Origin of the sequence: Nonomuraea sp. NPDC050153 (genome assembly GCF_044460125.1) — a bacterium.
Lineage (GTDB): Bacteria > Actinomycetota > Actinomycetes > Streptosporangiales > Streptosporangiaceae > Nonomuraea.
In genome coordinates this window covers 157,022-182,252 of record NZ_JBITJQ010000027.1, presented here as the reverse complement: position 1 = coordinate 182,252, position 25,231 = coordinate 157,022, and the positions used below count along the sequence as shown (strand labels likewise).

General features: G+C 69.1%; 30 protein-coding genes and 3 pseudogenes. 14 read left to right on the top strand and 19 right to left on the bottom strand.

Features of this window, described 5'->3' with window-relative positions; genetic code table 11:
* From ACIBQ1_RS44460 to ACIBQ1_RS44425, 8 genes are all read left to right on the top strand, one after another.
* A partial coding sequence (locus ACIBQ1_RS44460; RefSeq protein WP_397286950.1) for a transposase occupies positions 1 to 111 on the top strand: 111 nt, incomplete at its 5' end.
* Positions 112 to 487: 376 nt separating this feature from the next.
* Positions 488 to 694, top strand: coding sequence for a hypothetical protein (locus ACIBQ1_RS44455; RefSeq protein WP_397286944.1), 207 nt, complete (start codon positions 488 to 490; stop codon positions 692 to 694).
* Positions 691 to 1,182: a hypothetical protein gene (locus ACIBQ1_RS44450; RefSeq protein ID WP_397286942.1), complete on the top strand. Its 492-nt coding sequence runs from the start codon at positions 691 to 693 to the stop codon at positions 1,180 to 1,182. Before ACIBQ1_RS44455 ends, ACIBQ1_RS44450 begins: the two co-directional genes overlap by 4 nt.
* A gap of 334 nt (positions 1,183 to 1,516) precedes the next feature.
* On the top strand, positions 1,517 to 1,675 hold the full coding sequence (locus ACIBQ1_RS44445; RefSeq protein WP_397286940.1) for a hypothetical protein: 159 nt from the start codon (positions 1,517 to 1,519) through the stop codon (positions 1,673 to 1,675).
* Between the two features lie 332 nt (positions 1,676 to 2,007).
* Positions 2,008 to 2,427 (top strand): hypothetical protein, encoded by a 420-nt coding sequence (locus ACIBQ1_RS44440; RefSeq protein ID WP_397286938.1) that lies wholly within the window; start codon positions 2,008 to 2,010, stop codon positions 2,425 to 2,427.
* Positions 2,424 to 2,618, top strand: coding sequence for a helix-turn-helix transcriptional regulator (locus tag ACIBQ1_RS44435; RefSeq protein WP_285778997.1), 195 nt, complete (start codon positions 2,424 to 2,426; stop codon positions 2,616 to 2,618). Before ACIBQ1_RS44440 ends, ACIBQ1_RS44435 begins: the two co-directional genes overlap by 4 nt.
* Before the next feature lie 273 nt (positions 2,619 to 2,891).
* Positions 2,892 to 4,532: an alpha/beta hydrolase gene (locus ACIBQ1_RS44430; protein WP_397286936.1), complete on the top strand. Its 1,641-nt coding sequence runs from the start codon at positions 2,892 to 2,894 to the stop codon at positions 4,530 to 4,532.
* A 179-nt stretch (positions 4,533 to 4,711) separates the two neighbouring features.
* Complete coding sequence (locus ACIBQ1_RS44425) at positions 4,712 to 5,017, top strand: hypothetical protein (RefSeq protein WP_397286934.1); 306 nt, start codon at positions 4,712 to 4,714, stop codon at positions 5,015 to 5,017.
* On the opposite strand, the gene ACIBQ1_RS44420 is transcribed toward ACIBQ1_RS44425, so the two are convergent.
* The 5 genes and pseudogenes from ACIBQ1_RS44420 to ACIBQ1_RS44400 form a co-directional block, all read right to left on the bottom strand.
* Complete coding sequence (locus ACIBQ1_RS44420; protein WP_397286948.1) at positions 5,018 to 5,809, bottom strand: tetratricopeptide repeat protein; 792 nt, start codon at positions 5,807 to 5,809, stop codon at positions 5,018 to 5,020.
* 580 nt (positions 5,810 to 6,389) lie between these two features.
* Positions 6,390 to 6,545: pseudogene (locus ACIBQ1_RS44415) on the bottom strand (helix-turn-helix transcriptional regulator); the annotation flags it as partial.
* A 281-nt stretch (positions 6,546 to 6,826) separates the two neighbouring features.
* A complete protein-coding gene (locus tag ACIBQ1_RS44410; protein ID WP_397286932.1) occupies positions 6,827 to 7,570 on the bottom strand; it encodes an outer membrane lipoprotein carrier protein LolA in 744 nt (247 codons plus the stop codon).
* Positions 7,571 to 7,706: 136 nt separating this feature from the next.
* Positions 7,707 to 7,928, bottom strand: a pseudogene (locus ACIBQ1_RS44405) (TetR-like C-terminal domain-containing protein); the annotation flags it as partial.
* Positions 7,889 to 8,248, bottom strand: a complete 360-nt coding sequence (locus tag ACIBQ1_RS44400) for a TetR/AcrR family transcriptional regulator (RefSeq protein WP_397286930.1) — start codon at positions 8,246 to 8,248, stop codon at positions 7,889 to 7,891. The gene ACIBQ1_RS44400 and the pseudogene ACIBQ1_RS44405, both read right to left, overlap by 40 nt.
* Positions 8,249 to 8,393: 145 nt before the next feature.
* Here ACIBQ1_RS44400 and ACIBQ1_RS44395 point away from each other — a divergent pair, with 145 nt between their 5' ends.
* From ACIBQ1_RS44395 to ACIBQ1_RS44385, 3 genes are all read left to right on the top strand, one after another.
* Positions 8,394 to 8,549 carry a hypothetical protein gene (locus tag ACIBQ1_RS44395; RefSeq protein WP_397286928.1) on the top strand — a complete coding sequence of 52 codons (156 nt, stop codon included), beginning with the start codon at positions 8,394 to 8,396 and terminating at the stop codon, positions 8,547 to 8,549.
* A gap of 169 nt (positions 8,550 to 8,718) precedes the next feature.
* Positions 8,719 to 9,483: a CAP domain-containing protein gene (locus ACIBQ1_RS44390; protein ID WP_397286926.1), complete on the top strand. Its 765-nt coding sequence runs from the start codon at positions 8,719 to 8,721 to the stop codon at positions 9,481 to 9,483.
* Between the two features lie 246 nt (positions 9,484 to 9,729).
* Complete coding sequence (locus tag ACIBQ1_RS44385; protein ID WP_397286924.1) at positions 9,730 to 10,572, top strand: hypothetical protein; 843 nt, start codon at positions 9,730 to 9,732, stop codon at positions 10,570 to 10,572.
* Positions 10,573 to 10,837: 265 nt separating this feature from the next.
* Here ACIBQ1_RS44385 and ACIBQ1_RS44380 read toward each other — a convergent pair whose 3' ends face one another.
* The 9 genes from ACIBQ1_RS44380 to ACIBQ1_RS44340 all read right to left on the bottom strand — a co-directional run bounded on the left by ACIBQ1_RS44380 (position 10,838) and on the right by ACIBQ1_RS44340 (position 18,929).
* A complete protein-coding gene (locus ACIBQ1_RS44380) occupies positions 10,838 to 11,641 on the bottom strand; it encodes a hypothetical protein (protein WP_397286922.1) in 804 nt (267 codons plus the stop codon).
* A gap of 370 nt (positions 11,642 to 12,011) precedes the next feature.
* A complete protein-coding gene (locus tag ACIBQ1_RS44375) occupies positions 12,012 to 12,482 on the bottom strand; it encodes a cyclase (RefSeq protein WP_397286920.1) in 471 nt (156 codons plus the stop codon).
* Positions 12,483 to 12,491: 9 nt separating this feature from the next.
* On the bottom strand, positions 12,492 to 12,773 hold the full coding sequence (locus tag ACIBQ1_RS44370) for a hypothetical protein (protein ID WP_397286918.1): 282 nt from the start codon (positions 12,771 to 12,773) through the stop codon (positions 12,492 to 12,494).
* A gap of 226 nt (positions 12,774 to 12,999) precedes the next feature.
* The gene (locus ACIBQ1_RS44365) at positions 13,000 to 14,016 is read right to left on the bottom strand and encodes an ATP-binding cassette domain-containing protein (RefSeq protein ID WP_397286916.1); all 1,017 of its coding nucleotides are present in this window, start codon (positions 14,014 to 14,016) and stop codon (positions 13,000 to 13,002) included.
* 123 nt (positions 14,017 to 14,139) lie between these two features.
* Positions 14,140 to 15,048 carry an endolytic transglycosylase MltG gene (gene mltG, locus ACIBQ1_RS44360; protein WP_397286914.1) on the bottom strand — a complete coding sequence of 303 codons (909 nt, stop codon included), beginning with the start codon at positions 15,046 to 15,048 and terminating at the stop codon, positions 14,140 to 14,142.
* Complete coding sequence (locus ACIBQ1_RS44355) at positions 15,045 to 15,557, bottom strand: SigE family RNA polymerase sigma factor (protein ID WP_397286912.1); 513 nt, start codon at positions 15,555 to 15,557, stop codon at positions 15,045 to 15,047. Before ACIBQ1_RS44355 ends, mltG begins: the two co-directional genes overlap by 4 nt.
* A gap of 1,151 nt (positions 15,558 to 16,708) precedes the next feature.
* Complete coding sequence (locus ACIBQ1_RS44350) at positions 16,709 to 18,301, bottom strand: MFS transporter (RefSeq protein WP_397286910.1); 1,593 nt, start codon at positions 18,299 to 18,301, stop codon at positions 16,709 to 16,711.
* 131 nt (positions 18,302 to 18,432) lie between these two features.
* Positions 18,433 to 18,759, bottom strand: coding sequence for a hypothetical protein (locus tag ACIBQ1_RS44345; protein ID WP_397286908.1), 327 nt, complete (start codon positions 18,757 to 18,759; stop codon positions 18,433 to 18,435).
* Positions 18,669 to 18,929, bottom strand: a complete 261-nt coding sequence (locus ACIBQ1_RS44340) for an FAD-binding protein (protein WP_397286906.1) — start codon at positions 18,927 to 18,929, stop codon at positions 18,669 to 18,671. Before ACIBQ1_RS44340 ends, ACIBQ1_RS44345 begins: the two co-directional genes overlap by 91 nt.
* A 96-nt stretch (positions 18,930 to 19,025) precedes the next feature.
* Between ACIBQ1_RS44340 and ACIBQ1_RS44335 the strand changes: the two genes are divergently transcribed.
* The 3 genes from ACIBQ1_RS44335 (at position 19,026) to ACIBQ1_RS44325 (ending at position 21,183) form a co-directional block, all read left to right on the top strand.
* Complete coding sequence (locus ACIBQ1_RS44335; protein ID WP_397286904.1) at positions 19,026 to 19,619, top strand: helix-turn-helix domain-containing protein; 594 nt, start codon at positions 19,026 to 19,028, stop codon at positions 19,617 to 19,619.
* A gap of 115 nt (positions 19,620 to 19,734) precedes the next feature.
* Positions 19,735 to 20,607 carry a class I SAM-dependent methyltransferase gene (locus tag ACIBQ1_RS44330; RefSeq protein WP_397286902.1) on the top strand — a complete coding sequence of 291 codons (873 nt, stop codon included), beginning with the start codon at positions 19,735 to 19,737 and terminating at the stop codon, positions 20,605 to 20,607.
* A 246-nt stretch (positions 20,608 to 20,853) separates the two neighbouring features.
* Positions 20,854 to 21,183, top strand: a complete 330-nt coding sequence (locus ACIBQ1_RS44325) for a hypothetical protein (RefSeq protein ID WP_397286900.1) — start codon at positions 20,854 to 20,856, stop codon at positions 21,181 to 21,183.
* Positions 21,184 to 21,214: 31 nt separating this feature from the next.
* On the opposite strand, the gene ACIBQ1_RS44320 is transcribed toward ACIBQ1_RS44325, so the two are convergent.
* From ACIBQ1_RS44320 to ACIBQ1_RS44300, 5 genes and pseudogenes are all read right to left on the bottom strand, one after another.
* Positions 21,215 to 22,138 carry an RNA polymerase sigma-70 factor gene (locus tag ACIBQ1_RS44320; protein ID WP_397286898.1) on the bottom strand — a complete coding sequence of 308 codons (924 nt, stop codon included), beginning with the start codon at positions 22,136 to 22,138 and terminating at the stop codon, positions 21,215 to 21,217.
* Positions 22,139 to 22,333: 195 nt separating this feature from the next.
* Positions 22,334 to 22,624 (bottom strand): annotated as a pseudogene (locus ACIBQ1_RS44315) (sigma factor); the annotation flags it as partial.
* 56 nt (positions 22,625 to 22,680) lie between these two features.
* Positions 22,681 to 23,067 carry a cupin gene (locus ACIBQ1_RS44310; protein ID WP_397286896.1) on the bottom strand — a complete coding sequence of 129 codons (387 nt, stop codon included), beginning with the start codon at positions 23,065 to 23,067 and terminating at the stop codon, positions 22,681 to 22,683.
* A 19-nt stretch (positions 23,068 to 23,086) separates the two neighbouring features.
* A complete protein-coding gene (locus ACIBQ1_RS44305) occupies positions 23,087 to 24,526 on the bottom strand; it encodes a DHA2 family efflux MFS transporter permease subunit (protein ID WP_397286894.1) in 1,440 nt (479 codons plus the stop codon).
* Between the two features lie 320 nt (positions 24,527 to 24,846).
* Positions 24,847 to 25,221: a nuclear transport factor 2 family protein gene (locus ACIBQ1_RS44300; protein ID WP_397286892.1), complete on the bottom strand. Its 375-nt coding sequence runs from the start codon at positions 25,219 to 25,221 to the stop codon at positions 24,847 to 24,849.
* Positions 25,222 to 25,231: the final 10 nt, after the last annotated feature.

Here is a 25,231-nt window from a genome sequence, read left to right as displayed (position 1 = left end):
TACTACCGGGCGAACAAACTGTGGTCGGGCTCCTACTTCGCCGGATCGGTGGGCGGCGCTCCGATCAGTGTCCTGCGCCAGTACATCGAGCAGCAAAACCGGCCCGTCTGAGCTGGGTGGACGCCGGTCCGCCCGGCGGCGAAACGGCTGTTCTTGCCCCGCTACGCGGGCTGGTCGGCTTCACCCCCGGCCTGAAGGCCGGAGCACTGCCGACGATTCCGGTAGCGGCGGCACGATCATCGACAAGAAGTGTGACCAGCTGTTCCCGCCGAACAAACCCGAGTTCGCCATTCGCAACGCCGCGTGCCACCAGATGTACGGCTCAGGCTGACTCGGGAGCCCAGGTGGGGTCAGGGTCACTCGGCGGCCACCAGGCCGCCGGCTCGCGGCGGCCGACCGGCGGGCGACCGCCACGCAGCGTGTGTGCGCCGACTGCGGTGCCCGGTGTCAGCAGGGCCTCGCCGTACGCGGGCAGAGGCCGCGGTGCGTGGCCTGCAACCACATCGCCCTCCTGGTCGCCGAACAGATCAAGCTCCGCGAACGTCGCGCGGTGCTGACCACCTGGGCGCGCGGCCTCCTGGACGACCACGCCACGGCGATGGTCTGGGCCCGGGTGCGGCCCCTCGACACTACAGCCGCCACCGGGCGAAGATCAGAAGGGTTCGGTTTGCCTTTCTACGGGAGGAAGAAGTGAGCGAGTACCCCCAGGATCGCCTGTACGCCGGTGAACTGCACATGTGGGGCAACGGGGAGTGGTTCAAGCGCAACAGGAAGCTGGACACGCCTGGCGACCGTGTGAGGGTCGGCTTCACCACCTTCTTCATAGGTCAGATCCCCGACAGAGGGCTGCAGGTGCAGTTGCCTGAGGTAGGTAGCTACGTCGAGCTGGGTGACTACTTCGGTCGGGTCAGCTGGAGTCAGGAGGGGAATGCTGATCCCGACGAGGAGTGGGAGGACGGGGATGCTGCTCCTGACGAGGACTGGAGCGATTTCTGCGCGCCGGTCGAGGCGAAAGTCGTCGCCGTCAACACCGAACTCGCCAACACCCCGGAGCTACTCATCAGGGACCCCTACGGCGAGGGCTGGCTGTTTGAGATGGAGATCCATGACCACAAACCCAAGTCCGATTTCAATTGGGACGCGGACGGTTACGCCGAGTTCATCGCCCAGGACATCGACTAGACCGGCAATCTCCGGGGGTACCCCACGTAGATGAGCCTTCTTGGAGGTTGCGCCTGTCCCATGATGCGTTCGCGCCATCACCTGGGGAGGCTCGGGCTCGACTGCTGCGAGGCCAGCCCCCTCTCCCATCCCGCCATGCTAACGGCTGTTGATCATCACAGGGCCTGGGACTTCTCAGAGCCGACGTCCGCTCGGGAGAATTGTCATCAGCCCCTGGGGGGCTTCGGTGACGTTCATGAGCGTGCCGAGAAGCCGCGCTGGCCCTTCACCTGGTCCAGGCCGCGATCGTCTACCTGAACACCAGGATGGTGCAGATCGTCCTGGCCGAGCCGAAGTGGCGGAAAAGCTCACCGACGCCGACCGGCGGGCCCTGTCGGCTCTGTTCTGGTCCCATCTGAACCTGTACGGCAAGTTCGAGCTCGACATGAGTAAACAGCTCGACCTCGGGCCGAGACCGGCCGCTGAGGGTCAACAGTCAGCTGGTCCGCTCTGAGCGGCGAACGATCTCGCGGGTGGCCTGCGCGGGCGCAGGCCACCCGCTTGTGCTTACGACCCGTTCCGGGTGAGCGCGACGATGACTTGGAGCATGCCGTAGGCGGCCGTCATGCCGTCATGCTGCCCGGCCGCGGGGCTGCCGCAGATCGATTACGTCGGCTTCTGGTTGACGGCGATGGCCTGAAGCAGCGTTGTCGGGCGGAACCAGTGACCGTCCCACGGTGCCCTGACCGGGGGTCGACCCGGCCGGTGTAAAGGACACTTGACACCACGGCGGCCGCCTCCTACCGTGTCAAGTGTCCTTTACTTCTCGCCGCAGGAGGGCGACCCGTGCAAGCACACACCACGACCGGGGACTACCGGGAGTCGACCAAGGCAGCCGTCCGGCTCGTACTCTGGACACTCGCCTGGACGGTGACCCTCGCCCTAGCCAAGTTCGGTCCCGAACTCTTGTGGGACTCTCAGCAACCGGTGGCAAGCTGGGCCGCGGTCGCCGTCAACCTGGCCGTCGGCATCGGATGGATCGTCGCCTTCACTCGCTTTCTTCAGAGAATCGATGAGTTGCAGCGCAAGGTCATACAGGAGGCTCTGGCCATCTCCCTCGGAACAGGGTGGGTCGGCGGATTCGCCTATGTCGTCGCGGACGCCGCCGGCCTCATCACTTACGACGTCAACGCCGCAGTCCTGCCCGCGTTCCTGGGAGTCGTCTTCTTGATCGCCTTCGCCGTTGGCATGATCAGATACCGATGAAGAACCGCATCACGGAACTCCGGGCCGAACGCGACTGGACACAGGCTGATCTGGCTCAGCGGATCAGCGTGTCAAGGCAGACGATCAACGCGATCGAGAAAGGCAAGTTCGACCCGAGCCTTCCCGTCGCCTTCCGCCTCGCCAAGGTGTTCGACCTGACGATCGAAGAAGTCTTTCTCGACGAGCAGTAGAACATCATCCGAAGCAGCTGAACACCGATCGGACGGCCGCGGAAGTCTTCGCGCCGGTAGATCGCCCATGCGATCCCGTACGTGCGTGCTCGAAAAGAGCATCTGTCATCGCCGGCATGGCTTACGCGAATGGGCCCGGCCCGACGGCCGGTCGCGCTACATCTTCGCCTGAAGTGCCCCACGCAACCATTCTGAGCAAAGGGCTCACGTACCCGGCAGTGCCGATTTTCTTGTCATCAAGAAAGCATCTGTTCCTAATGAGAAGGAGTGTCAGTGCGATTAAGTCTGCGATCAACGCTGTCAATGTTCATCGCCGCGGCGATGGTGACCACCACGACGGCAGGCGCGGCCACGTCGGCCGAGGCCCGGATCGGCACGCCGGAGGCGGTGGCCGAAGCCGCCGGGCCGGCCAAGGGAGCGGCCCCGCTCTGGGGCGAGTGCCCCCCGGTGGAATCCGGCGTCCCGCGCGATCCTCGCCAGCAGTGCGCGACTCTGCGGGTGCCGCTGGACTACCGCGCCCCGCGCGGGCGAAGCATCGAGATCGCGATCTCCCGGATCAGCACCGCGCAACCCGGAACGCGTCGCGGGATCCTGCTGTCCAACCCGGGCGGCCCGGGCGGCAGGGGCCTGGACCTGCCCAGCCGGCTGGCGGTCATCATGCCGCGCGAGGTGCTGGATCAGTACGACCTGATCGGCTTCGATCCGCGCGGGATCGGCCACAGCACCCCGGTCACCTGCGGCCTCGATCTCACCAACCAGCTGACGCTCGCGCTGCCCTACCCGGCGCCGGACGGCGGCATCGAGCGGAACATCACCTTCGCACGGGACACCGCCGCCGCATGCGCCGAGCATTCCGGCGATCTGCTCCCGTTCATCACCACGGCCAACACCGCCCGGGACATGGACCGCATCCGAGCCGCACTCGGTGAGCCGAAAATGTCCTACTTCGGCCTGTCCTACGGCACCTACCTGGGAGCCGTCTACATCTCGCTGTTCCCGGGACGCGCCGACCGGATCGTGCTGGACAGCGCCGCCGACCCGGGCCTGGTGTGGCGGGACATGTTTCGGACCTGGAACCAGGCGGTCGCGGTACGCCTGCCCGACCTGCTCGCCTTCGCAGCTGAGCGGGATGCCGGCTACCACCTGGGCACGACGCCGGAGGAGGTCAGGCGCACCTTCGATCGGCTGATCGCGGCCCTGGACCGGGAGCCCCTGCCGGTCGAGGGTGGCCTCGTGCTCGATGGCAACGCACTGCGCGAGATCACCCGACTGGGGCTCTACTACGACGGCGACTTCCCCGTCATCGCCGAGTTCTGGCAGCAGCTCACGGCCGCCGTCTCGGGATCCCCCATGGATGCCACCATCCTGACGCGTCTCAACCGGCTGGGCTCTGCCGGCGGGGGCATGGGGACGACAGCTCAGATACCGGCAGACAACCACGTCGCCGCCCTCTACGCGGTGATCTGCGACGACGCCGCCTGGCCACGCAGCCTGGCGTTGCACGCCCGGCAGGTGACGGCCGACCGGAAGGCGTGGCCGGTGACGGCGGGCATGCCCTCGAACCTGTGGCCATGCGCGGCCTGGCCGACCCGGCCCGTCGAGCCGCCGGTGACGGTCACCGGTCACGGGCCGCGCAACGTCCTGATTTTGCAGAACACCCGCGACCCCTCCACGCCCCTGGTAGGCGCACGCGGCCTGCGCAAGACGCTCGGACGGCGGGCCGTCATGATCACGGTCGACCAGGGCGGCCACGGCGTCATCGGGCTCGGCAGCTGCGCCGACGCGGCGCTGGTCGCCTTCCTCGCCGCCGGGACACTGCCCGGCAGGGACCGCTTCTGCCCGGCTCCGTCACCGGCCGACACCGCCACCCGCTCCGCGCCCTTGCCGTACATACCTCCCGCGTGGCCGCTGTAAGGCCGTCGTCTGTGGAGTGCCGTGTGCCGGCTCACCAGGTGTTGACGAGGCATCGGTCTGTCCGAAGGCTCAAAGCCCCCGCCGTAGTAAGTACCCGTAGCAGTTCGCGGGTTGAAGAAGGAACGTCCCCCTGGTGAGGTTGACGGGCTTCTAATCCCAAGACACACAGGAGGACGTTCGTGGCTCAGGGCAGCGGATTGACCCGGGGAGACCGTCGTCGTAACCAAGAGATCGTCGCGCTGCGTGGGGTCGTCCGGCGAGACCGGGGGGTGCTGGCGATCGATCTGGGCGAGGACAAGCAGGTCGCTGCCCTGATGGATCATGACAACCGGGTCCTGGCCCGCAAGGTGGCCACCGTCAAGGCCCACGAACTCGGACCGCTCCTGGGCTGGGCGACTCAGCAAGCCGCCAAGTACGGCCTGGACGGCGTGACAGTGGGGTGGGCCCGGAACTCGACCCAACCCGCGAAGACGTTGCCGACGTGATCAGGCGGGTGAGAGATCGTGGTCGCGGAGCCTCGCCCGCGGCTCATCCGCGGACTGGTGCCCCAGTTCGTCCAGGATGGTCAGGGAGAGGCGCCAAGAGTGGGCCGCCTGGGCGGGCTGGCCGGTGGCGTGGAGCGAGTCGCCGAAGCGGAGCAGGATTTCGGCCTCGTCATAGCGGTGGCCGAGATCGCGACACGAGGTGAGGGCACGCCGGTAGTGCGCGATCGCGTCCTCAAGGTCGCCCCGGTGGTGGTGGATGTTGCCCAGCGTGTCCAAGATATGGCCTTGGCTGGATTTGTCGCCCACTTCGGTGGCGATGGCCAGCGCCTTCTCGCCGGACTCGAGTGCTCGCTCGTAATCGCCGAGCGCGCACCGGCACCAGCTGATCAGGTTCAGGACGTAGGCTTCGGTGGCGGTCAGGCGGGCCGCGCGAACAAGGTCGAGGGCCGCCCGCGCATGCCGCAACGCCTCCTCCATGCGTCCCGCCTGGGTGCAGGCCAGGGCGATGTCGAAGAGGGCGAACCCTTTCTCGGTCAGATCGCCCGCCTCGCGCGCGAACGCGGCGGCCCGGTGGAAGTGCGAGTACGCCTGCTCGAGATCGCCACGTTCGGCGACCACCGGCACGAGCCACCGGTGCGCGGCCGCCTGCGCTCGCCGATCGCCCGTGCGGCCGGTCGCTTCCAGCGCGTCGTGCAGGCAATCGAGGTGTTCCTGCCGGTGGCCCTGCCGGAGCAGCCAGAACTGGAAAGTCGACACCAGCTGAACGACCTGGGCGTACAGGCCATCGGCCATGGCCTGGCGGAGGACGGCCGTCAGGACCGCGTGCTCGGCCTGGAACCAGGCCAGCGCCTGCCGGTGTTCTGCCAGGTGCTCGGCTCGCACGCCGGGCGGGGCCGGTTCGAGGGGCTCCAGCCACTCGGCCGGCACGTGCAGCCGTAACGCCGCCTCGTACGTGGTGTGCAGGTAGTGTTCGACCAATCGGCGCGCCGCGGCACGTCGCTGCGACGGCAGCTCCGTCTCGTCGACGAGCTCGCGGGCGAAGGCTCGGAGCAGGTCGTGGCAGGCGTACCGGCCGTGCGTGACCTCCGTGACCAGGTGCCCGTCGAGCAGGGCGTCCAGGAGTTGCCGGACCCGCGCCGGGTCGGCGCCGGCCAGGCTGGCGGCCGCCGCCGCGGTGAGGTCCGGTCCAGGATGTACGGCGAGCAGCCGGAACAGGCGGGCCACGTCGTCGGGCAGCACGTCGTAGGAGCGGGCCAGCACCACCCGCAGGCTGATGGCCGAGTCCGCGGTGGCCAGCCCGCCCAGACCACCGCCGGCCCGGCGCAGGTAGGGCCTCGGCCAGCATCCGGAGCGACGCGCTCCGCGGCCGCCCGACGGCATCGCCTTCGAGCCGGCGAACGGTGCGGACGCTGACGCCTGCCCGATCGGCGAGCTCGTCCTGGGTCAGCAACGCCCGGTTCCGCCAGGCCCGAAGAAGCGTTCCCAGACTCCGGCCCTCCTCGCCGGCGTCTCCTGTCCCAGCAGACATGACATTTCCCCGATCCAGGTGCCGACGATGGGCACCTGCCATGACATCACAATGTTCCGCGGGCCGGCGTACATCGCTCATCTCATGAAGCCCGCGCGAACAGCGGCTTTGGCATGACTCCTGCCTCGAGAATCCGCCTGCTCAAGCCTCCCGGCCAGAGGCGAATCCCACATGCTCCGAGGGCCGTGGCGACTTGACGAACGCGGAGCGGGAGCGGCTCAAGCCGCTGCCGCTGACCGCGATCCAGGCCGCGGAAGGCCCAGGGCCGGTCGACGGAGCAATCAGGAACCCGCGTCAGTGGTCACCGTCTCCGGGTCCGGCGCCTTGATCGCCACCTTGACGCCCCACCCGGTGAAACGGCTGTCGATCGTGATCGTCTTGCCGTCGAAGCCGCTCTTGTCGAACACCCCTGTTGCCGCGTACGAACTCCTCACCCTGCTCACGAGCCCGGCCGAGGTGAGCGTGAGGGTGTAGGTGACTTTCGTGTCGTTGTGCATGCGCAGCGGGATCGACGCGTCGAACCAGCGCGACACCTTCTCTAGTTCCTTGAACGTGATCTTTCCTGTAACGGTGCTTCCGCTCAGCTTGCCCTTCTTGACCAGCGCGGCCAACGTCTTCGGCTCCGCGGGGTTGATGACCTGCCCGTAGAAACCGCCGGCGCCGCCGGGCATGCCGCCGGTCTTGAGCCAGGTCTTGCCGTCTGGCAGGCGCTCCTTCCAGATGCCGCCCGAGGTGTAGCTGACCTTGCCGACGCTGATGGTCCGCTCAGGCTCGGTGGAGCCCGTCCTGTTGGTGATGTCCGAGGCGGCGATGCCCTTGGCGTTGAACTGGAACGTTCCCTTGCGGCTCTGCAGCTTGACCTTGCCGTCCCCGATGAGCGTGGTGGTCTCGGTGAACCGTACGCCGTGCCCGGAAACCAGCTTGCTCTTCAGGGCTCGGACGGGATCCTTGGGAGCGGCCTGCGCGGGGGTGGCAGTCACCAGAACCGCGCAGCCGGCAGCCAGAACGATGATCGTCTTCTTCATGGACCGTGATCATGCCGAAAGCGGGTAACGAATGGGCCACGGTCCCGCGGTACGCCTCCTCGCGCGACCAGGCCCGAGCGCCGGCTCTGCCCGCCCCGGATTGCGGTCAAGACTGGCGCATCGCCGCGCACGCCTGTCAGGCAGGAGAAGTGCTGACATAAGGGCTGCCGAGCACCTGGGCTACGTGTGCCGGTGCGTCGGCCGGGTCGAGTGGCTCGTGGCCGACCAGGAGCCGGTACCAGAAGGACCCGAAGACCAGGTCGACGGTGTGGCCGACATCGAGGTCGGCGCGGAGTTCACCGCGCTCGATGCCGCGTGTCAGCATCGCGGCCACCACGGCACGGCGGCTGTCCACCCACCTGCGGAACGGTTCGCGGAAATCGGGATCGAGCTGGGCCTCGGCATCAAGCCGCGTAACGCCTGTACTCGTGGAGAGTGCTCGGCAACACTGCTGAGCTGGGTGACGAACGCGCTCAGGTCGCCGTTGACCGTGCCGGTGTCAGGTTCGGGCATGCGGCGCGCGACGACGTGGGTGTATGCCTCCATCACCAGCTCCGGCCGGGAACGCCACCACCGGTAGATCGTGCTCTTGGCCACCTTCGACCGCTGGGCGATCTTCTCGATCGTCAACGCCTGGTAGCCGTGCTCCTCCAGCAGCTCGACGGTGGCGGCCAGCACCGCCTGATGGGCCTCGGGGCGTCGTCTCCCACGAGTACGCGGGCTCGCCCGATCAGGCCTGGTACGGTCACCTGGTCCGGCAGTTCCCGGGTCACGACGTACGGGTGCCCCAGATGCCCGACCGCGAGGCGCCGCGGCCCGAGCCGTGGCTCACCCCGATCCGTTGGAGCACGTCCGGCTCTTCGCCGAACATCTGGGCGCCACCGCCGTGGTCACCCCGGACGGGGTTCACTTCAGCCGCCTTCAAGCCCGCGCCGAGCTGGACGAGGCCGTCACCCTGGTCACCGAGCCCCTCCCGTGATCGCCAACGCCGACCGGCGCGTCGCCCGGTAGAGAATTATCCAGATGCTGGAATGCCATTGACTTTCGGACAAAAATTAATCTGCCCAATCCGCGTCAAAGCCATGTATCAGCCGGTGACGGAGGGCTGTTAAATTGCCAGCGAGGGCCCCCGGAAGGGAGGCAATGCGATGCTCGGCATATCGCGTTTTCGGCAATCCGCCATACTCGCATCGGCCGGCGCCGTCGCGTTGGGACTGGCATGCGGATCCCCGGCGCAGTCAACAACCTCGGGCACAGCTGCAACACTCAATGAACTCAAGATCGCTCAGCAGTGCCAGTGGGCAGACATGGTGTACACGCCCAACCGATCTGATTTCCCCGACACGCCGCAGGGGCGCGCGTTCTTCAAGCTGCAACGGTTCCAGATCGAACGGGCGATAACGTGCCTCGTCAATCAGGCACGCGCCGGCCAACCCAATCCGTTGAAACCCCTTCAAGGGGCTTACAGCAACATCCGAAGAAATAATCGAGTCGAGCTCGGGAACGCCGCGCAACAGCATGCCGACGAGGCAGCCAGACTGCGTTGGTGGGGAACCGTAGCCGAAGTCGGGAACTGCGTTCCAAGACAAGACAAGCCCGAGTTGTGCGACCCGCATATCCACCCCGTAACCAAGACGACCCCAGGGGATCGTGCGTGGAGCGCCGGGTACGGCCCCAGATGCAGGCAGCACTGGGTCGGCGAGAACGCCTACACGGGCCCGGGCAGGGAGGCCGTGACACCCCGAGCAGCCTTCACTTGGTGGATGAAAAGTGACCGTCATCGACAGAACATCCTTGACCCGCGGTTCAGGCACATGGTCGTCAGCGTGGCGTGGGGGAGCGCGAATCCAGCCGACGGGTCCATCACCCCGGCCCTCACGTACGTGCAGATGTTCGGACGCTGCGACACCTGAGGCGCTCGACGACGACGTCTCTGTCACCGTGGCTGCCCGCACGCTCACAATCGGTCACTCCACCGCGGAACAGCGGCTTCGCCGTTCCACGGCCGCATTCCGGTGGCACTTTCACACCGCGCCGACCGAGCATTCGACAGGGTGGAGGTGCGCGGTGCTCTGTTCCTCCACGGTCGCGGTCCGGCTTGACAGTTGATCTCTCATGCACGAGATTGTTGCGTCCCTCAGACCAATTTCCAGGGGATCATGATGAAGCGGACCGTCGTGGGTGTAATCCTGATCGCGGGCCTGGCACAGCTCGTCGCCACCCCCGCGCAGGCGGGGCCCAGGGCCGACCCGGTGACGGCGCTCCGGGCGGCGTTGATCCGCGGCAAGGGCGTGAACATCGTGTCCACCGCAAAGGTGGATCACGGTCGCGGCGTGTACTACACCATGAACGTAGACGGCATGGTGGGGTTCGGGCCGCAAGGCGAGATCGCCTCTGATACGTCCCAGCGCCTGCAATTCAGCAAGACGGTGATGAACGGCCTGAAAAAACTCGACATGGCGGAGGACGCCGCCCTGGAAGAAACGCCTCTGAGGGTGATCTCGTCGGGCTACGACGATTACGTCTCAGGCCCGCGATTCGCCGACGCACTTCCGCAGGGCACGAACTGGGTGCGCTACCCGCATACCGATCTGCCTGCCAGTAACCCGCTGCTGGAGGTTCTGGAGCCCGCCACGCTCACGGCGCTGCTGGCCCACCGCACGTCCTGGCGGGGCGGGGTCGTGAAGGGCACGATCAAGGCCGACAAGCTGGTTAAAATATCCGATTCCTTTGCCTCGCGCTTCCAAGGCTACTCCTGGAGCAAGCCCGTCAGCACCATCTCCTACACCCTCCATCTGAGCACGGCTGGACTGGTGGAACGAGTTACGGCCAGGGGAGTCCTGCACCACTGGAAGGGTTCCGTGCTCCGCGTCAAGGCGGACACTCGCTACTCCGCTTGGGGACGGCAGGTCACCGTTGCGCTGCCCCTGGAGGGCGAGGTGCTCGACCAGGAGCAACTCGAAGGCAAAGTGCCCTACCAGGTGCCTGGCTCCTGGAACTAGCCACCTGGCGATGGAGTCCGCGCAGGTCACGTTCCCGCCGTCAACTTCATCCCGACCCGCTCGGCCGCGTGGCGTACTGGGTGCGGCAGGGACGCGAGGGGAGGCGGCGCTCGTCGCCCGCGCCGGACCAGTCGGCGGGCGGGGGCGTGGTCAGCACGGTGAGCATGGTCAGGATGTCGCAAACCTGCCCAGCTCCGGGCCGGCCACGTCGCGCTGGTTGCCTTCCCTTTCGCTTTCGGGCGGCTGAGGGAGCGTGGCTGGGTGTCTACTCCGGAATGTTGAGTTCGTCGTAGGTCGCCACCTGATCGGTCGGAGGCGCCTGGATGTCGATCGGCCGGCCCCACCGGGACAGACGGATGTCGTTGACGTAATGAATGGGCTTGTCGCTCAGCTTCGGGATGCCCGGTTGCCTGGAATCGCTGTGGCATCGCCGGATGAGCTGGTCCTGTCCGATCCAGAGCTGCCAGTCGATCCGGACGCGGGCGTACTTGCCCGTGGGCCTGTGATTTACGCCGATCCGGAGGTCAGGGTCGGCCTTGGCGAGCTCGCCCAGGGTGATGGAGCCCTCGTAGAGGGTGGTGCGGGTTCCATCGTACACGCCGGACGGGCGCTTAACCTCGGTGGCGGCGAGCAGGGCCTTGAGCGTGCCGGGAACGCTCAGTCGCATCTGGCCACAGACCAGGGCGAGAGACTGCTTCTCCTCGGAGACCACCCAGCTCTTGCCTTGCGGCAGATACTTCCGCAAGCCGGCCGACTGCTCGTAGACCCGGTTCGGGAAGAGGATGAGGCGCTGGCGGTACTTGCCGAACATGAAGTCCTTGGGACGTACGATCTCGCTCGCGACGATCTTCCCCTGGGCCAGCTCGTGGACTCCCGACTCCCGGAAGGTCATCGGCTTTCCTCCGGACCTGGAGACCATGACGTTCGAGAACGTCACGCCGTCATCGCTCGTGAGCCGGCGGCGTAGCGCGGTGACAGGGTCGAGCTGAGCTGCGGCGGCTGCCGGCGGCGATGGCAGGACAACCGCGGGCACTGATGCGATCGTCAGGGCGAGCGCCCAAAGCGTCATGGGGGTCTTCCCGTGGAGTGTGAGCCAGGCCGGGCGATCTTCGCAGGCTGAGATCTCGTTCCGGCATCAGCCTTCGACCTCGACTGTCGGGAGGCGAGGCGCAGGACAGCACAGGGATCCCCGGAGTCGACTGGTTTCTGCCGGTGAGTGCGATGGCGGGTCTTGTCGGTGGCGGCAGGGGGATCTGGCGCTCATTCCTGCAGCGGTCCTCGAAGATCTTGTCTTGCCGCGCTGTCGGGGAGAACGCCTGGTGGTCCAGCGGCATTCGGGTCCCCTACCACTTGAGTCAAGGGCGCATGCGGCCTCTGGTGCGGGCGTCTCTGCGGGCTGAGGTGGTGTGGAGGTTTCGAGCGCGAGGCGGGAGGTGGCGTCATCGCAGGGGGTTTTCGGTGATCTCTTTGATGTGGGCATTGCGATGGAGGATGAGCTTGGTCATGTAGCGCTTGAGGACGAGGGCCTCGGCGATGGTGCCCAGTGGGGCGGCGGGGGCGGTGAAGTCGACGATGTCCTTCATGAGGGTGGCTTCGCTGTGGTTGTGGCGTGTGGCTTCGAAGGTGTGTGCGTGATGCCAGTGCCGGAATGGGCCTGTCACCTGCTCGTCGACGAAGTATGTCGGGCGGATGTAGGCGCTGATGGTCGAGGTCAGGTGCCAGGTGAGGCCGAAGTGCCGGGCGCGCCAGGTGACCTGGTCGCCCAGAGCGAGTTGCCCGGAGGTGGTGCCTGCGACTGCTTGCTCGTTGGAGTGGCGCATGGAGGAGGTGTGGAGGTCCACTGACAGCGAGGCGTCGAAGACGATCGGCGGTGGCGCGAGGACGAGGGTGCTCACCTCGAAACGGGACATCGCCGAATGCTATCGATTGGCCTGGAAGCGGTGTGATGTCAGGCGTTGTACGACGATCCGCGGCAGCTCGCCGCGCGAGGTCGACCACGACCGACAGCCAAGGCCGATCGTGGCCATATGAACGGTGCTCATGATGTCTGTGAAGGCTCCCGGAGCACCGGCTGCGGCGATGCCACGCCCAGCCCGGTCCGTGAAGGACAGCTGCGTCGTGCCCTTGATCGGCGCGGGTGGCAGCCCGTCGCAGGTCAACCTCCCATGAGTTTCCGGGCCGCCCACAGTCAGAACCGTCATGACCACCTTCGCTCTCATCCACGGCGCCGGCGGCAGCGCTTTCGACTGGCGCCTGCTCGAAGCAGAGCTCCGCAACCGCGGACACGACACGGTCGCGGTGGACTGGCGGTGACCTTGTCCGGGTGCGGATCAGGTTTGGAGACCTGATCCGAACCCACGTCGAGGTCTTCGCGTTGGTACGTCCCTCCGACCGAGCGCGTTACATACAGAACCTTTGACTACGCGCTTAGACGAAGTACCGGGCCTGGAGGCGGAACAACTCGGCGTAAAGTCCGTCTGCCTCACTCAGCGTGTCGTGAGTGCCGACCTCGACGACCCGGCCGCCGTCCAGAACCACGATGAGATCAGCCGCCCAGGCGGTGGTGAAGCGGTGCGTGACGAGGATCGTCACACCGCCCTCCAGACGGCCCAAGTCGGCGTACCGCTGGAACAGCCACTCCTCGGCCCGTGCGTCGAGACTGGCGGTGGGCTCGTCCAGGACCCGCAGCAGCGGCGTCTGCCGCATCGCAGCCCGGGCGTTGGCCACCGTCTGCCACTGGCCCCCCGACAGCCCCTTGCCGTCCCACGATTTCCGCCCGAGCCGGGTCTCCAGGCCCTCGGGCAGCGAAGCGAGAAGCCTGTCGCCGCCGGCCGTGCGCAGCGCCTCGAGGATCCGCTCCGGGTCGTGGCGATGCTCGAGCCGGCCCAGCCCGATCGTGTCCTTCAGGGACATCTCGATGTGTACCGGGTCCTGGAAGGCCGCCGTGATCCGGGCGCGCCAGTCCTCCGGCTCGAACTGCGCGAGATCGGTCCCGTCCACCAGGATGCGCCCCGCGCTCGGCCGGTCGAGACCGCTGAGCATCTTGACGAACGTCGACTTCCCCGCGCCGTTCTCGCCGACCAGGGCCACCACGGCGCTGGCCGGGAGCTCAAGGTTGATGTCGTTCAGTGAAGGCTGATCGCGGTTCCAGTACTGGAAGCTGAGACCCTCCACCTTGATGCCGCCGTCCAGCCGGGCCGGCACCCTCACCGGCGTGGCCGGCACGACGGCCGCCCGCTCCACGGCGCCGTCCTCCACCACGTCCAGGAACGTCCGGGCTGCCCGAAGCGACTCCAGCGTCCAGAAGGTCAAGGTCAACAAGGTCTGCACCTGCCCGGTGATCTGGCTGGTGACGGCGATGGCCGCGACGATGAGGCCCAGCGAGGCCTCGCCGGCCAGGCCGGCCCGCACCATCAGGACGATGGCGGTCGCGTACGCCAGCACGAAGAACAGCCAGGCCAGCGCGACCGGACACGCAGCGCATCCACCTCGGCCGCCGGCGGCGAGCTCGCCGCCGGGGTGGACATCGACTTGCTCGCTGGATGAGAACCTCGTGCGCGCGACGCGCTAACCGGACCGCCGCGCGCGTTCGGCGAGCTTTGCGTACTCCTCCTCGGACGTGGCGAACTCCAAGGTGCCGCGCTTCGGGTCGGTGACCACGAAATAGAGCCAGGAGCCCGCGGCCGGGTGGAGGGCGGCCTTGAGCGCGGCCTCACCGGGGTTGGAGATGGGTCCCGGAGGCAGGCCGCGATGGCGGAAGGTGTTGTACGGCGAACGCAGCTTCGTGTCCTCGTTCGTGACATCGCCGCCGTCCCTGCCGAGGCCGTAGAGGACGGTGCTGTCGAGGTGCAGCAGCATGCCGCGGGCCAGGCGGTTGTGGATGACGCGGGCCACCTTCGGCATGTCGGCCTCGGTGGGCGACTCGGCCTGGACGAGGCTGGCGATGATGACGACGTCCAAGGGGGCGCGCCGGGAGGCCAGGCCGAGTTCGTCCGCCGTCTCGCGGAACCGGGCCACCATCGCGGTCAGGATCTCGGCGGGGGCGGCGGAGTCGGCGAACCTGTACGTGCCGGGGTGGGCGAAGCCCTCCAACCTGCCCTTGGCGTACGGAGGCAGGCCCAGTGCCCGGCCGTCCTCGGCGGCCCGCGCGAACGACTCCGCGGGCTCGCCGGTCACGCGGGAGAGGTTGTCGAACAAGCGGGCGACCCGCCATCCCTCATTGATGGTCACCTTGTGCGTCCGCTCCGGCTCGGGACGCGCGGCCATGGGTGCCTGCGACCGGCCCGCCTCGGGCGAGAGGGTCCTGACGGCGATCGTGCCGCCCACGGCCAGGGCGACGACGGTGACCGCGGCCGCCAGGGCGGTGCCCCTCCGGCGGCGGGCAGGACGGTTGGGGAGGAAGCGGGCCGGGGGTGGCGGCACCTGCTCGTCCGCCATGTCGGCGAGGGTCTCACGCAGCAGGTTCTCGACGTTCAACGGAACTCCCTCACAGTGCTCAGTTCGGGGGCGGACTTCTTCAGCCGCTCCAGCGATCGGTAGATCTGGCTGCGGACTGTGCCCACCCGCACGCCCAGCAGGCGCGCGATCTCGGTCTCCGACTTGTCCTCGAAGTAGCGCAGGACGAGCATGGTCCGCTGCCGGGGCGTCAGCCGGGACAGCGCCGCCCGCATCGTCACGCGCAGGTCCGCCGCCTCGGCGTGCCCGTCGCCGGCCCGGTCGAGCCGCTCGTCCGTGCTCACCTCCACGACCCGCGACCGGCGGCGCCACCAGCTCACCTGCTCGTGGTACATGGTGCGGCGGACGTATCCCTCGATGGCCTCGGGGTCGCGCAGGCCGCGCCACCGCGCGGCGGTCTTCGCCAGGGCCGACTGGACGAGGTCCTCGGCGGCGTGCCGGTCGCCGGTGAGCAGGTACGCCGTGCGGAACAGCGCGCTCGACCTGTCGATGACGAACTGCCGCAGAGCCGCCTCAAAGCCTGGATCCACCCGTCCTCCTCTTGGTGTCACCCACCAAGGACGAGCGGGCGCCACGGAACTATGCCGGATGCCGGAAATATCAGGCACCGCGCGTCCGGGTCAGCACATGGTCCAATCGGCCCGACATCGTCTTGCGCACGGGCGAGGTGAGCCGGAAGAGGACCGTGTGTGAGCAGCCGAGCTCAGGACTGACCTGCTATCGGGTACACGCGCTGGTGGGCACGCTGTGCGGAAGTCGATGAAGACGAGGCCGCTCCAGCTGGTGTTGCTCCGCATGACGCATACCGGGATCGAGGTCACCGCGGAGTTGGTGCGGGATCTGCTGCGTGACCAGCACCCCGACCTGGCCGACTACCCGGTGTCGCTCGGCGCACGTGGCTGGGACAACCAGCTTTGGCGGCTCGGTGACGGCCTCGCCGTCCGGTTGCCGTGGGCGACGCAGGGAGCGGACGCTCTGTTGCTCAAGGAGCACACCTGGCTGCCCTCCCTCGCCCCGCGCCTCCCTCTGCCGGTTCCCGGCCCTCGTCGGCCTCCGCGTCGGCGACGCCGGTGTCCACGGCCGGTCAGGCGGCAAGGCCACGTGGGGTCCACCCGCCCACGCGGCACTGCGACGCCTCATCGCAACGGCCGATCGCTGATCGATCACCTCTCCACCTGCTCGAACGCCTTCGCGCCAGACCCCACCGTCCACTTGCCCGGCGTGCCTTGACGGCCTTCATGCGACTGACCGGCGGCTTCGCTTGACTGCCCCAGATGGGAGGCAGGCCAACTACGGGAGAAGGGGCCAGTGAGCCAGTCGGCGGGCTGTCCGGGGTCGACGACCGCCCCGCTCGACCCGCCACTCAGGGCGGCCTGACCCGGCGGCCGCGGTCGAGGCCTTCGACTGTCCCACGCGCCGTGAACATCGCTGCCGCGCCCCGGGAAGCGGGCGCGGCAGCGGTGTGTGCGAATCGTCGAGGGCTGCGGGAGCGGCGTCAGCGGCTTCCGGACAGCCCTCCCGACAGGGCGCTGGGCTGGTTGCGGCCGATGATCTGGACGGTCTTGCCGCGGGCGGCGTACCTGGCCTCGACGGCGTCCAGGGCGGCCACGACCGTTCACCTGGACCAAGACCGCCGACGAGATGCGAGAGGCCTTCGCCGTGCGCCCAGGTCCTTACGTGGTCACCGGGCGGCGACGGCCTCGCTGGCTTCGGTCTCGTCCGCGACCGCGGGAGGCGTGTTCTTGGGGCCGCGGAAGGCGATGTAGACGAACAGGACGCCCATGACGGCGACGCCTGCCCACATGGCCTGCTGCCAGCCGTCGACGAAGGACTGCTGGGCGGCGTGGAGCAGGTCCCGCGCGTGCGGGCCGACGCTCCCCGCCGCTTCCACGGCGTTGGCGACGCCCTCCCGGGCGGTGTCGGCGGCCTCTTGCGGGACGCCGTTCAGCCGGCCTTCGATGGCGCCGCGGTAGCCGTTGGCCAGCAGCGCGCCGAGCAGGGCGACACCGAGTGCGGTGCCGAATTCGCGGGTGACGTCGTTGAGCGCGGAGGCGACTCCCTGCTTCTCCCGCGGCAGGGAGCCGGTGATGGCCTCGGTGGCCGGGGTCATCGACAGGCCCATGCCGATGCCCATGGCGAGCATGCCGGGCAGGATGCTCAGGTACCCTCCGTCGACGGAGACGAGCAGGGCCATGAGCACCAGGCCGACGCCGGCCAGCGCGATGCCCACGGCCATCGCCGAGCGGGAACCGATCCGTGCGGCCAGCTTGGGGGCCAGGCCCGAGGTCATCATCATCATGACGGCCATAGGCATCATCGCCACCGTGGACAGCAGTCCCGACCAGCCGAGCACGGCCTGGAAGAACGGGAAGAGGACCACGGCGATACCCGCCTGGACGCCGAAGACCGTCAGCAGCGTGATCGAGCCACCGGCCAGACCTCGCTCACGGAACAGCCGCACGTCCAGCAGTGAGGCGTCGCGGCGGCGCAGCTCCCATGCCACGAAGCCTGTGGCGGCGATGAGGCCGACGGCGAGGCTGACCAGAGTCGCGGGGGCGGTCCAGCCGCGTTCTGGGCCCTCCTGCAGGACGAAGATGAGGCCGACCACGGCGACGGTGGAGACCAGCGCGCCGACGGTGTCGAAGCGATGGGCCGAGGTCTCGCGGGAGTTGGGGACCGATTTCAGCGTCATGGCCAGAGCCACGACGACCAGGACCACCGGCAGGACGAACAGCCAACGCCAGTCGGCGACGTCGACAAGGAGGGCGGAGAGGAACATGCCCAGGATGCCACCGCCCCCGGCGACGCCGGTCCAGACGCCGATCGCCTTGCCACGCTGCTCCTCGGGGAAGGTGGAGGTGATGACGGCAAGGGTGATGGGCATGATCATCGCGGCGCCGACACCACCGGCGACGCGCGCGGCGAGCATGACCCCGGCCGACTGGGCCAGGCCCGCGACAACGCTCGCGGCGCCGAAGACACCCAGGCCGGCGATGAGCATGGGCTTGCGGCCCAGGCGGTCGCCGGCGGCTCCGAGCGGCAGAAGCAGCGCGGCCAGGACGAGGGTGTAGATGTTGATGATCCACAGGACGGTGCTCTGTGAGGCGTCGAATTCCACGGCCATGTGGGTCTGCGCGACGTTCAGCCCGGACACCGACGCGATGACGGCCATCAACGCGATGGAGACGGCGATCAGGATCGTGCGCAGCTGACGCGCATCAGGTACGCCCCCGCCGTCGGCTTGAGCGGTCTGCAGGGACTGGTTCGTGCTCATGGGTTCCTCTCAAAAAGGGCATGCTGCGTCAACGCCGGAGCAGGGGCCGGTCGCCGAGTGAGGGGGTGGGCGCGGCCACCGCGCGCATCGCCAGGTGCGGTCGAGCGGTAGGCCGGTTTCGCGCCGGGCTGTCAGGGGGTGGGTGCCTCGCCCCGGGCCGCGGTAAGGGCCGCGTCGGTGTCCGCGGCGGCCGGCAAGGCGTTGACATGGGAGCCGGCCAGGGCGCCGGCCGCTGCGGAGGCGCCGACCTGGGCGGCGAAGTCGGTGGTGGTGCCGGCCACCCGCACGCCGGGAATCTCGGTGGTGCCGGCCATGCCGGAGGCGAAGCGGCGGCCCATGTCGTCGGGCAGGTTCTCCAGCGGCGGCTTCAGACCTCCCAGGCCCTCGGTGCGGGCCTGCGTCCGCGTGGCGACCGCGAGGACGCGCCGGGCCGCGACCTGGCCGTCGGCCAGGCGCACTCCGGCGAGGGCGCCGCTCTCGTGCCGCTGTCGATCACGACGACCGAGCGGCGGGAGCGGGCGAGCGTCAGCGCACCGTTCGGCCCCGCGGCACCGCCGCCGATCACCACCGTATCGACGGTCTCGCTGGGCAGTGCGTCACTCGTGTACGAGGAAGTCGTTGCAGCCATGTCCTCCTACGCTTTCTTGAACGTGGCCCCAGACGTTGCGGACCATCTGCGCACGACGCTAACCCCGCTTTGCATCAAGGGCATACGATGTTGCTCATGACGCAAGAAGATGGAGAGTTGGACAGCCTTGTACGCAAACGCATCCGCGCCCTGCGGGTGGCGCAGGGCTGGTCCCTGGAAGAGCTGGCCACCCGCGCCCACCTCAGCCAGTCCTCGCTGAGCCGCATCGAGAACGGTCAGCGCCGCCTCGCCCTGGATCAGCTGGTCACCCTCGCCCGGGCCCTGGACACCACGCTTGATCAGCTCGTGGAGACCGCCGCCGACGACATTGTCATCAGCCCGATGATCGATGCCACCCGCGGCCTCATGCGCTGGCCCATAAAGGGCGATCCCGGCATGAGCGTGGTGCGCCAGCGCATGACCGAACCGCCGCCCGAGAATCCCGCGCGCATGCGCGCCCACCCCGGCCGCGAATGGCTCGTCGTCCTGTCCGGCACCGCGGTTCTCATGCTCGGCCACCGCCGCTTCCGCATCGAGACCAACCAGGCCGCCGAGTTCCCCACGATGATGCCGCACGCGATCGGCGCCGAGGGCAGACCCTGCGAGATCCTGGGCATCTTCGACCGCGACGCCCGGCGCGGCCACCAGCGAGAGGGCGGCGACCGCGACGCCCAGGGCGCCTGTGAATGACTCCGCGGGCCGCGCGACGGCGACACCTTGCGCGACGGGCAGCGCAACCGGCCACTTCCTTGCGTAAACGGGAACCTGTCATGCCGCACACGCATGACCGTCCTACGGTGGAGGCATGAACCAAGCACACCCGCACACCCACCACCACGGCGTTCAGCACGAACGCCACCAGGAGCACGACGCCGACGGCCAGGCGGAAATCCTCGACCTGGACGCCGAGGTCCTCGCCGAACACATGGCCTCCATCACCGCATGGCTGCCGCTGAAGACAAGCCCGCGTCAGATCGTGGATCTGGGCTGCGGCACGGGCGCGGGCACCTTCGCCCTCCTCGACCGCTTCCCCGACGCGCACGTCACCGCCGTCGACACCTCCGCCGGACACCTTCAGCGTCTGCGCGCCAAGGCATGCGCCCGTGGCGTGGAGGAGCGCGTTCACACCGTGCAGGCCGACCTCGACGACCCCGCCTGGCCTGACCTCGGCTCACCGGACCTGGTGTGGGCGTCGGCCTCGATGCATCACCTGGCCCACCCCGATCGAGCACTGCGCAACGTCCATGACGCGCTCACCCCCGGCGGCCTGTTCGCCGTCGTCGAGCTGGCCGGCTTCCCCCGCTTCCTGCCCGAGAGCGCCCCCGAGGACCGGCCCGGCCTGGAAGAGCGCTGCCATGCCGCGACCGACCGCTTCCACGCCGAGCACATGCCCCACCGCGGCGCCGACTGGGGCCCGATGCTGACCGCCGCCGGCTTCACGGTCGAGGGTGAACGCACCATCGCCGTGAACATCGAGGGCTCCCGCAGCGAAGCGATCGGCCGCTACGCCCTCGTCGGCCTGCAGCGCATCCGCAACGCCGTCGCCACCGAGCTGTCCTCCGCGGACCTCACCGCGCTCGACCAGCTCCTGGAAACCAGCAGTCCGCGCAGCATCCTGCGCCGCGACGACCTGGCGGTGCGCACAGAACGCGCCGTATGGGCCGCACGCCGCACCTGATCCCGAGCGCCCCTGGTCGCCCGTCGCGCGGGCTGCGCGACGGTGTCCGGCTGCGTCGTTCGGTCGCGGGCCCACGGTCGACCGGACCCCGCCCCCCTTGCCCGGATCGACGAACGCCACATCAGCCGACGTCGGCGTGAAATAGCCGGTAGACAGGGGAACCGCAGAGCATCCGCCGGACGTGAAGGCCGGCCGGGTTGCGGGAAGGGCTTGCGAGGGTATGGATCGGCGGATGGGGTGGGCATCGTGACGGATGCGAACGCGTGGGCGGCGCTGGCCCGCGAATGGCTGGCCCTGGTGTCGCCACAGGCGGCCCGGGCCATGGTGGAGCGCGGGCAGGAGGCCGACAGGCGTCGCCGCGAGTGGCGGCCGGACGCGGGCTGGCGGGGGGAACGCGCCGATGAGGAAGCGGCGCGGGACCTGGAACAGGTGCGGTGGGCGACCGAGCCCGAGACGGCGACCGGGCCGGCTGAGGAGGAGATCGAGGCGGCCAAGGAAGCGCTCGCGCGGGACACGGCCCTGGCCCGCGCGCGGGAGCGGGCTCGGCGAGATCGGGCAGCCCGCAAGCCGGTGTGACGTCCGGACGCCGTCGGCGGCGCGTCTTACCTCATTCCGCGGACCGGCGGGCCTGCCTCACCTCGCGGTCGATCGCCCAGGCGTCCGCCACCGGGCCCATGTGCCCGAGCTTCTCGGGGTTGATCACCAATTGGATCGTCTGGACCTGCCCGTCGAGTACGTCGAGCGCCAGGGTGTGGAGCACCTTGCCGTCCCGGTCGCGGAAGATCGCGCCCGGCTGGCCGTTGAGTTCGTGCGGCTCGAACGTGATCTCGGCCTTGGCCATCCGGGGGATGACGGAGACGAGCAGCCGGGCCACGTTCTCGGCGCCGATGATGGCCCTGGCCAGCTGCGGAGCCTTGCCGCCGCCGTCGCCGACCATCGACACCTCGGCGGCGAGCAGCCTCTGCAGGCCGGCGACGTCGCCTTCGCGCAGGGCGTCGAAGAACCGCGACGCCAGCTCCTCCCGCTCTTTGCGGTCCGCGACGAAGCGGGGCCGGCCCGCGGCCATGTGGCGCCGCGCCCGCACCGCCAGCTGCCGGCACGCCGCCTCCGAGCGCCCTACCGCCGACGCGACCTCGGGAAAGCCGAAGTCGAACACCTCCCGCAGCACGAAAACCGCCCGTTCGAGCGGGCTGAGCCGCTCCAGCAGCAACAGGGCCGCGATGGACACCGAGTCGGCCAGCTCCGCCGACCGCGCCGGATCCTCATAGGGGTCGGCGAGAAGCGGCTCGGGGAGCCACGGCCCGACGTACCTCTCCCTGCGAACCCGGGCGGAGCCCAGAACGTCGATCGAGATCCTGGTGACCGTCGCGGAGAGGTAGGCCTTGGTCGAGGTGGGCTGGGTGGGGGAGGCCTCGAAGCGCAACCAGCTCTCCTGGACGGCGTCCTCGGCCTCGGTCACGCTGCCCAGGATCCGATAGGCGATCGAGAACAGCAGCGGTCGCAGTTTGTCGAATTCCGTCGCTCGCGTCATCCCCAGCCCCGTCCTTGAAGCCTTGCCGCCGGGTAGGCTAGCGCAGCTCCCTGCCGGGCCCGCGTTCGGCTCTGGCCTGGCGGCGATGATGAGCGCTCTGCTGAGCCCGGTTCGCTCCGTGCTCTACGCGGGCGCTGTGGCGGACGCGTTCGCCGGGGCCTGCTCCCGGGTGACGGGGCGGCGGCGGGTGGGCAGCCCGAGCGTCGGGTCACCGGCGAGCAGCGGCTCGGGCAGCCATCGGCCGACGTAGGTCTCGCGGCGCGCCCGCGCGGAGGTGAGCTGGTTGAGGCACAGGTTGGTGAGGACCTTGGTCAGCCAGGCCTCGGGGACCTCGATGCGGCCGACGTCGGCGGCCTGCCAGCGCAGGAACGTCTCCTGCACGGCGTCCTCGGCCTCCGCGGCGGAGCCGAGGAGGCGGTAGGCGATCGCCTCCATGCGCGGCCTGGACGCCTCGAACCGGTCGACGTCGTCCGCGGTCAAGGGCATGTACCCGATCCTAGCCCGCATGTGCTCAGCCGGCCCGTCGACGAGGTCACAGCGGGTCAGGAGGTCCGTTTCTCCAGCCGGCTGCCGCGCGGCAGGGTGACGGCCATGATGTTGCTGGGGATGTCCAGCTCGATGCCGTGCCATCGCCCGCGCGGGACGATGGCGGCGGTGCCGGCCACCAGCCGGATCTCTTCCTCCTGCTGTCCGGGCCGCTCCGGACGCAGGTAGAGGCGTATCTTCCCGACGAGGCAGGACACGATCTCCTCGGCCTCGGGGTGGACCTCCCAGTGGCCGGCGTGGACGTCGGCGTCGGTCTTCGCGTGGAAGGCCATCAGCTGCCAGCCGTCCTGGTCGGGGTCCGTGCTTCTTCTGCCGGCGTGAATCCTGCCGCCCTGGCGGAGGCGGATGGAGGAGGCGAACAGATCGATCGGGGTGACGGTCATGCCGAGACAACCTTCCTGGTCAGTTCCGGGCGAGGAGCGCGTCGTGGTCGTCGGTCCGCCCAGCCCGTGACGGCGGGCTGGTCCGGCGCAGGACGGTGAGGGCGACGAGTACGGCGCCGAGCAGGAGTACGGCGCCGAGGGTCAGTCCGAGCGCGTATCCGTCGTTGAGGGCTTCGGGCGTGGCGGCCGGGCCGGTGCGGTGGTGCGCGACGGTGCCGAGGACGGCCAGCCCCAGTGAGGCGCCGATCTGGCGTGAGCTGTTGAGCAGGCCGGCGGCGGTGCCGGTCTCGTGGGGCGCGACGCCGACGGTGGCGGTGGAGACGACCGGCGCGAGGCAGAGCCCGAAGCCGACGCCGGCGACGAGCGAGGGGCCCAGGACGTTCGCGGCGAAGGTCCCGTACGGGCTGATCAGGCCGAACCAGGCGAACCCGGTCGCGGTCAGCAGCCCGCCGGTGACCAGAAGGGTGCGCGGCGCGAGCCGGTAGCCGAGTCTGACGGCCAGTACGGATCCGGCGACCACGCCGAAGGCGAACGGCAGGAACTCGATCCCGGTCAGGGCCGGTCCGGTCCCGAGCACGCGTTGCAGGTAGAGGGACATGAAGTAGAAGGAGGAGGCCATGGCCGCGCCGAGCAGGAGGTTGTAGGCGTTCGCGCCGGTGACCGAGCGGTTGGCGAACAGGCCGAGCCGGATCAGCGGCTCGCGGGCGGTGCTCCATTCGACGTACACGAACGCGGCCAGCAGCGCGACGGCGACCGCCAGGGTCGTCACGGTGACCGGCGAGGTCCACGCGTACCGGTCGGTGCGGACGATGCCGAACACCAGCAGGGTCATGCCCGCGGTGGCCAGCACGGCGCCGAGGACGTCCGGGCGGCCGCTGCGGGCCGGGGGCGGGGCGGCGGCCAGCCGCCAGGTCAGGGCCAGCGCGCCGACGGTGATGGGCACGTTCACGAACATCACCCAGCGCCAGCCGGCGTACTCGGTGAGCAGGCCGCCGATCAGCACGCCGAGGGCGCCCCCGGCGGCGTTCACCGCGCTCCAGATTCCGAAGGCCCGCACGCGGGCCTTGCCCGCGGGGAACGTCGTGGTCAGCAGCGCCAGCGCGGCCGGGGCCAGCGCGGCGGCCCCGATGCCCTGTACGGCGCGGGCGGCGACCAGGTGGCCGGGCGCCTGGGCGAAGCCGCCGAGGAGCGAGGCGAGGCCGAACAGGCCGAGCCCGAGCAGCAGGACCCGCCTGCGGCCGTAGCGGTCGGCGGCCTTGCCGCCCAGCAGGAGCAGCCCGCCGAAGGTGAGCGCGTAGGCGTGGATCACCCAGGTCAGGCCCACCGCGCTGAAGCCGAGGCCGGCGGCGATCTGCGGGAGTGCGACGTTCACGACCGACAGGTCCAGCGACACCATGAACTGCACGACGGCCACCGCGGCGAGGGTGAGCCCCGGCTTCGCGCTGGTTGATCGTCTCAACGCGACTCACTCCCCTGGCCGCACGGCGCGTGCTGGCGGAAGGCCGACAGCGCGTCGTCGATGGGGTGGGGCGGCGGGGAGTCCGGTGTTGTGCCGCTGCGACACCTCGGCAGCGGCCGTGCGGTGTCCGGCTGGGGTTCTCATGACCGTAATCGTCGTCCAGCCGCTGCTCAGGGGCGTCCCTCAGGGGAAGTGATCTGCCGCTACCGCACCGGGATCAACGACCGGCCGGACTACGACGCCGGGAGTAGTTCCCGCGGCGCGGCCGAGCGGGTCCGCAGCCGTGGCGGAGGCTGCTTGCGGGTGCGGACCCGCCGGCGTCAGTGCTGGAGGTCACCCCTGGCCCGGGCCATCGGGAGCAGGTCGAAGACGCTGATCACGCGCGTGATCTTGCCGTTCTCGACGGTGAGGTAGTCGATGCCGCGGAAGTCCTTCAGCAACGGGGTGTCGGTGGTGTAGACGGTCGCCGCGTTCGTGTCGTCGCCCAGGACGTCGATGACGGTGGCGCTTTTGAGCGAGGTCGCGAACGGTTCGAGGAACCGGCGGTAGCCTTCCACCCCCTCGAACGTGCCGGTCGGGGCCTGGCACACGACGTCGTCGGCGAGCAGGCTCAGGGCCTTGTCGACGTCCTTGCCGGTCCAGGCGCGGACGAAGTCCTCGGCGATCTTCTGGGCGAGCCCGTTCGTTCCGGTCACAGCACGGTTC

Excerpts from the sequence above, each read along its gene's own strand:
- ACIBQ1_RS44435 (WP_285778997.1), top strand. The coding sequence starts at position 2,424 with ATGAAGAACCGCATCACGGAACTCCGGGCCGAACGCGACTGGACACAG.
- ACIBQ1_RS44420 (WP_397286948.1), bottom strand. The coding sequence starts at position 5,809 with ATGGCCGATGGCCTGTACGCCCAGGTCGTTCAGCTGGTGTCGACTTTC.
- ACIBQ1_RS44410 (WP_397286932.1), bottom strand. The coding sequence starts at position 7,570 with ATGAAGAAGACGATCATCGTTCTGGCTGCCGGCTGCGCGGTTCTGGTG.
- ACIBQ1_RS44390 (WP_397286926.1), top strand. The coding sequence starts at position 8,719 with ATGCTCGGCATATCGCGTTTTCGGCAATCCGCCATACTCGCATCGGCC.
- ACIBQ1_RS44385 (WP_397286924.1), top strand. The coding sequence starts at position 9,730 with ATGATGAAGCGGACCGTCGTGGGTGTAATCCTGATCGCGGGCCTGGCA.
- ACIBQ1_RS44380 (WP_397286922.1), bottom strand. The coding sequence starts at position 11,641 with ATGACGCTTTGGGCGCTCGCCCTGACGATCGCATCAGTGCCCGCGGTT.
- ACIBQ1_RS44375 (WP_397286920.1), bottom strand. The coding sequence starts at position 12,482 with ATGTCCCGTTTCGAGGTGAGCACCCTCGTCCTCGCGCCACCGCCGATC.
- ACIBQ1_RS44370 (WP_397286918.1), bottom strand. The coding sequence starts at position 12,773 with ATGACGGTTCTGACTGTGGGCGGCCCGGAAACTCATGGGAGGTTGACC.
- ACIBQ1_RS44350 (WP_397286910.1), bottom strand. The coding sequence starts at position 18,301 with ATGAGCACGAACCAGTCCCTGCAGACCGCTCAAGCCGACGGCGGGGGC.
- ACIBQ1_RS44340 (WP_397286906.1), bottom strand. The coding sequence starts at position 18,929 with ATGGCTGCAACGACTTCCTCGTACACGAGTGACGCACTGCCCAGCGAG.
- ACIBQ1_RS44335 (WP_397286904.1), top strand. The coding sequence starts at position 19,026 with ATGACGCAAGAAGATGGAGAGTTGGACAGCCTTGTACGCAAACGCATC.
- ACIBQ1_RS44330 (WP_397286902.1), top strand. The coding sequence starts at position 19,735 with ATGAACCAAGCACACCCGCACACCCACCACCACGGCGTTCAGCACGAA.
- ACIBQ1_RS44320 (WP_397286898.1), bottom strand. The coding sequence starts at position 22,138 with ATGACGCGAGCGACGGAATTCGACAAACTGCGACCGCTGCTGTTCTCG.
- ACIBQ1_RS44310 (WP_397286896.1), bottom strand. The coding sequence starts at position 23,067 with ATGACCGTCACCCCGATCGATCTGTTCGCCTCCTCCATCCGCCTCCGC.